This window comes from Aliivibrio sp. S10_S31 (genome assembly GCF_014694495.1).
In the GTDB taxonomy this organism is placed as follows: domain Bacteria; phylum Pseudomonadota; class Gammaproteobacteria; order Enterobacterales; family Vibrionaceae; genus Aliivibrio; species Aliivibrio fischeri.
Genome location: NZ_JAAUWR010000006.1, coordinates 212,743 through 218,742 on the forward strand (window position 1 = coordinate 212,743; position 6,000 = coordinate 218,742).

At 38.3% G+C, this 6,000-nt stretch carries 2 protein-coding genes, 1 tRNA gene and 1 rRNA gene; 1 reads left to right on the forward strand and 3 read right to left on the reverse strand.

Going from position 1 to position 6,000, the window contains the following annotated elements:
* Positions 1-53 precede the first annotated feature (53 nt).
* The gene (gene metH / locus HC728_RS07660; protein WP_065641738.1) at positions 54-3,734 is read right to left on the reverse strand and encodes a methionine synthase; all 3,681 of its coding nucleotides are present in this window, start codon (positions 3,732-3,734) and stop codon (positions 54-56) included.
* Positions 3,735-3,916: 182 nt separating this feature from the next.
* Between metH and HC728_RS07665 the strand changes: the two genes are divergently transcribed.
* The gene (locus tag HC728_RS07665; RefSeq protein WP_026029410.1) at positions 3,917-5,194 is read left to right on the forward strand and encodes a sodium:proton antiporter; all 1,278 of its coding nucleotides are present in this window, start codon (positions 3,917-3,919) and stop codon (positions 5,192-5,194) included.
* Between the two features lie 571 nt (positions 5,195-5,765).
* Here the strand turns inward: HC728_RS07665 and HC728_RS07670 are convergent.
* Both HC728_RS07670 and rrf read right to left on the reverse strand, forming a co-directional pair.
* A tRNA-Asp gene (locus HC728_RS07670) sits at positions 5,766-5,842 on the reverse strand.
* 32 nt (positions 5,843-5,874) lie between these two features.
* Positions 5,875-5,990, reverse strand: a 5S ribosomal RNA gene (gene rrf, locus HC728_RS07675).
* Positions 5,991-6,000 lie beyond the last annotated feature (10 nt).

The following is a 6,000-nucleotide window of genomic DNA, read 5'->3' on the forward strand; positions in this document are numbered from 1 at the left end:
AAATGCCCATTACATTTAATGGGCATTTTTTAGTTTAAAAGGTCAGTTCACTATTAATTCAAATTTGGACCTAACCACTTCTCAGCTTCAAGCATATTCCAACCTTTACGATCGGCATAGCTTTCGGCTTGATCTTGCTGAATCTGAGCAATCGCAAAATAACGAGAATCCGGATGTGAAAAATACATTCCTGACACAGATGCACCGGGCCACATTGCATAGCTTGATGTTAAAGACATTCCAATAGATTCTTCAACATTCATTAGCTCCCATAAAGCCCCTTTTTCTGTATGTTCAGGACAAGCTGGGTAACCAGGAGCAGGACGAATACCTTGGTATTTCTCACGGATTAAATCGTCATTTGAAAGTGTCTCATTAGGAGAGTAACCCCAAATTTCTTTACGTACTTTTTCATGTAAATATTCAGCAAAGGCTTCAGCTAGACGATCAGCCACCGCTTGAATCATGATAGCGTTATAATCATCACCATTTGCTTTATATTCATCGGCTAGTTCACGCTCACCAATACCACCAGTTACAGCAAAACCACCGATCCAATCATTTTTACCCGACTCTTTGGGTGCTATGTAATCTGATAAACAGTAGTTAAAACCTTTCGGCTTCTCCGTTTGTTGTCGCAAATTGTGAAGTACTTTTGCAACTTTAGTGCGTGATTCATCAGTATAAACTTCAATATCATCACCAACACTAGAAGCTGGAAATAGCGCACACATTCCACGAGCTTTAAGTAACCCTTCTTTTTCAACTCGATCTAATAGATCATTTGCATCTTTAAATAATCGTTTGGCTTCTTCACCTACTTCTTCATGCTCTAAGATCTTTGGGTATTTTCCAACAAGAGACCAAGTCATAAAAAATGGGGTCCAATCAATATAATTACGCAATGTTGAAACATCAAAGTCATCAAATATATGTACACCAGGCTTTAGTGGGACAGGAGGTGTATAAGAAGCCCAATCAATAGCAACTTTATTCGCTCGTGCAGCCTCTAAAGTTACTGGCTTAGTTCGCGGTTGTTTACGACTATGCTGCTCCCTAACTCGTTCGTAATCAATATCTAGCTTCTCAACAAAAGAAGGTTTTAGTTCATTTGAAAGTAATGAAGTACAGACACCTACAGCTCGAGAAGCATTATTAACGTACACAACAGGTTGAGAATAGTTTTGCTCAATTTTTACCGCTGTATGTGCTTTTGAAGTTGTTGCTCCACCAATCAATAATGGTAAATCAAACCCTTGTCGTTCCATCTCTTTAGCAACATGAACCATTTCATCTAATGATGGGGTTATTAATCCAGATAAACCAATGATGTCTACATTTTCTTCTTTAGCTACTTTCAAGATAGTTTCACAAGAGACCATGACACCAAGATCAATTATTTCATAGTTATTGCACTGTAAAACCACACCAACGATATTCTTACCAATATCATGAACATCACCTTTTACCGTTGCTAAAAGTATTTTACCGTTTGTTGCTCCAACTTCTTTAGACGCATTAATAAACGGTTCTAAATGCGCAACTGCTTGCTTCATTACACGAGCAGACTTTACTACTTGAGGAAGGAACATTTTTCCTTCACCAAAAAGATCACCGACGACGTTCATTCCGTCCATCAATGGTCCTTCAATTACTTCTATTGGTTTTTCTGCATTGATTCGTGCTTCTTCTGTATCTTCGACAATAAACTCTGTTATCCCCTTCACTAGAGAATGCTCAAGACGTTTTTCAACAGGCCAGTCACGCCACTCTAAAGCAGATTTATCTTCAACTTTACCAACAGCTCGTTCTAAATACTCAGTTGCAATATCAAGTAAACGCTCCGTAGAATCATCTCGACGATTCAATACCACATCTTCAACCGCTTCACGCAGATCTTCTGGTACGTTATCATATATTTCCAGCTGCCCCGCATTTACGATGCCCATATCCATACCATTTTTAAAACAGTGATATAAAAATACTGCATGGATAGCTTCACGAACGTAGTTATTTCCACGGAAAGAAAAAGAGACGTTAGAAACACCACCTGAAATCATTGCATGAGGAAGCGTTCGCTTTATATCACCAACAGCTTCAATAAAGTCTACTGCATAGTTATTATGCTCATCGATACCTGTAGCAACCGCAAAAATATTAGGGTCAAAAATAATATCTTCAGGTGGGAAACCAACTTCATCAACTAAAATATTGTAGGCATTGGTACAAATTTCAATTTTACGCTCACGAGTGTCCGCTTGGCCGACTTCATCAAAAGCCATAACGATCACTGCAGCACCATAGCGACGTATTAACTTGGCTTGATGTACAAACTTTTCTTTGCCTTCCTTTAAAGAGATTGAATTAACTATCCCCTTACCTTGAATACACTTTAATCCAGCTTCAATTACTTCCCATTTAGAAGAATCAACCATCACTGGAACTTTAGATATTTCAGGCTCTGATGCACAAAGATTTAAAAAACGAACCATACATGCTTCAGCATCAAGCATGCCTTCATCCATGTTGATATCGATAATTTGAGCACCGTTTTCAACTTGCTCTTGAGCAACACTTAGTGCTTCATCATAAAGCTCTTCTTTAATTAAGCGTTTAAAACGTGCAGATCCAGTAACATTTGTACGTTCACCAACATTAATAAACAAAGAATCTTTTTCTATTGTTAAAGGCTCTAATCCGGAAAGACGACAAGCGACGGGTAATTCAGGTAATTGTCGAGGTTTCACACCTTCAACAACTAAAGCCATTTGACGAATATGTTCAGGAGTGGTGCCACAACATCCACCAATGAGATTTAAAAATCCGCTACTTGCCCATTCCGCAACATGCTCAGCCATATCTTCAGGGGATAAATCATACTCACCAAATGCATTAGGTAAGCCAGCGTTTGGGTGAGCAGAAACATAACATTCAGAAATACGTGAAAGCTCGCTTACATATTCACGTAATTCATCGGGGCCAAGCGCACAATTAAGACCAAAAGAAATAGGTTTTACATGTCTTAATGCATTATAAAAAGCTTCTGTTGTTTGTCCCGATAAGGTTCTTCCTGATGCGTCAGTAATTGTCCCTGAAATCATAACAGGCAGAGTAATATCAAGCTCTTCAAAAACAGACTCGACAGCAAAGGAACACGCTTTAGCATTTAATGTATCAAAAATAGTTTCGATAAGAATAAGATCTGAGCCACCTCTAATAAGTGCTCGAGTTGACTCTGAATAAGCTTCCACTAATTCATCAAACGATACATTACGAAAGCCTGGATCATTTACATCTGGAGAAATAGAACAAGTTCGGTTTGTTGGTCCAAGCACTCCTGCGACATAACGAGGCTTATTTGGTGTCTTCTCGGTCCATTTATCTGCAACTTCACGAGCAAGCTTTGCTGCTTCAAAGTTAATCTCTTCACTAAGGCTTTCCATATCATAATCAGCCATAGCAATAGTTGTTGCATTAAAAGTATTAGTTTCAAGGATATCAGCACCAGCTTCCAAATAGGCTTCGTGTATATCTCTTATAATTTGTGGTTGTGAAAGAACTAATAAATCATTGTTACCTTTAAGATCACAATGCCATTTATTAAAACGTTCCCCTCTATAATCTTCCTCTTCAAATTTATAACCTTGAATCATGGTGCCCATACCACCATCAATCAATAAAATTCGCTCTGAAAGTTGCTTTTCTATTTGTACTTTTATTTTGCTTCCTGCCACGGTACAACCTCATCCATAATACGTTTCTGTTACAATCCTATCACACATTTTATAGAAATCTAGACGTCTAAAAGCATTTTTATTTCAACAAAATGAAAATAAAATTTGATATTTATCAAATAGAGCGGAAAATGATATAAATCACACTTTGTTACATTAAATAAAAATCTAGAGGTTAAGCAATGTCCGTATATAACACACTCTGCTTTCTCGCAGCGGCTGCAATGTTAATCGCATTTTTCAATAGTAAAATTGGAAAAATGCAAACAACCATTGCTATTACTGCAGGTTCCATGATGCTTTCATTAGGCATTATCATTGCCGGTCAAAATAACTGGTTTAACCTTAGGGAAGTAGCAACTGAGACGTTAACAGATATTAACTTTGAAGATTTTTTATTAAAAGGGATTCTAGGTTTTCTGCTTTTTGCTGGAGGGTTGGGCATAAAGCTACAAAACTTAAAAGATCAAAAGTGGGAAATAACGGTTCTTGCCTTGGGAGCTACGTTATTTTCAACATTCTTTATCGGCTTTGTTTTATGGGCAATTTGTAATGTTATCGGCGTTAATTTAGATCTTATTTACTGCTTACTATTTGGTGCATTAATATCACCAACTGACCCAATAGCCGTTCTTGCTATCGTTAAAAAGATGAATGCTCCGCAACGAATCTCAACTCAAATTGAAGGCGAATCATTATTCAACGATGGCTTTGGCCTTGTTATCTTTGTAACTCTCTTTACCATCGCTTTCGGTCATGAAACACCGACAGTAGGAAGTGTAACGGCATTATTCTTCCAAGAAGCTATTGGTGGGATTGCCTATGGATTTATTCTTGGGCTAGTTTTCCATTATCTAATAAGTTCAACCAATGACCATTCAATGGAGCTACTATTAACCATTGGTATACCAACCGCTGGTTATGCTCTAGCAGAAGTGCTTCATGTTTCAGGTCCGCTAGCAATGGTTGTCTCTGGTATTATGATAGGAAATTGGACTCGATTTATTGGCTTTTCAAAAGAAAGTGAAGATCATTTAGATCACTTCTGGGAACTTGTCGACGAATTCCTCAATGGCGTACTATTCCTATTAATTGGTATGTCTATGCTTTTATTCCAATTCCATCAAGAAGATTGGATATTAATGGCAATTTCTATTCCTTTAGTTTTAACAAGCCGTTATTTAAGTGTATTTATCTCATACATTGGCTTTAATCGATTTAGAACTTACAACCCATTATCAGTACGTATTTTAACTTGGGGTGGCTTAAGAGGAGGTTTAGCATTAGCAATGGCACTAGCTATACCTGCTGGAATTATGGTTATACCCGAAAAGAATATAGATGTTAGAGAAATCATTCTTGTAATGACTTACTCTGTTGTTGTTTTTTCAATTTTAGTACAAGGTTCAACAATCACTCCTATGATTGATAAAGCTAAGAAGCTTGAAAAAGAAATGTAGAAATTGAAGTTAATAGAAGAGGCGCTTGTACGCCTCTTTTTTTAGCTTAAATAATTAACAAACCTTCTCAGAAAGTTCCCCAGTACAACAAGCTGCTAAGCTCTCCAATATAAAGTCCAACCAACTGAACTCACACTTCGCTCTGCTAATCTCATTCCGTTTTCTACAAACGTAAAAAAGCCCTAATCTTTCGATTAAGGCTTCTTCAAATAAGTGACGGAGTTAACGGGACTTTCCTATCAACCTTGAAAGCAACACTTCCCCCGGCGTGATAGGCCTCTAAGCTCTCCAATAAAAAGCCTAACCAGTTGAACTACAACTTAGCTCTGCTTAGCTCATTCCGTTTTCTACAAACGTAAAAAAGCCCAAATCTTTCGATTAGGGCTTCTTCAAATAAGTAGCAAAATTAACGGGGCTTTACTATCAACCTTGAAAGTAACACGTCCCCCCTGCGTGATAGGCCGCTAAGCTCCCCAAACCAACTGAACTACCACTTCGCTCTGCTTATCTCATTCCGTTTTCTACAGACGTAAAAAAACCCTAATCTTTCGATTAGGGCTTCTTAGTATAGTGGCGGAGTGGACGGGACTCGAACCCGCGACCCCCGGCGTGACAGGCCGGTATTCTAACCAACTGAACTACCACTCCGCAGTGTCTATTCAGGTGTATCTTAATTTAAAGCCTGGCGATGTCCTACTCTCACATGGGGAAACCCCACACTACCATCGGCGCTATTACGTTTCACTTCTGAGTTCGGCATGGGATCAGGTGGGTCCATAATGCTATGGTCGCCAAGCAAATTCTTT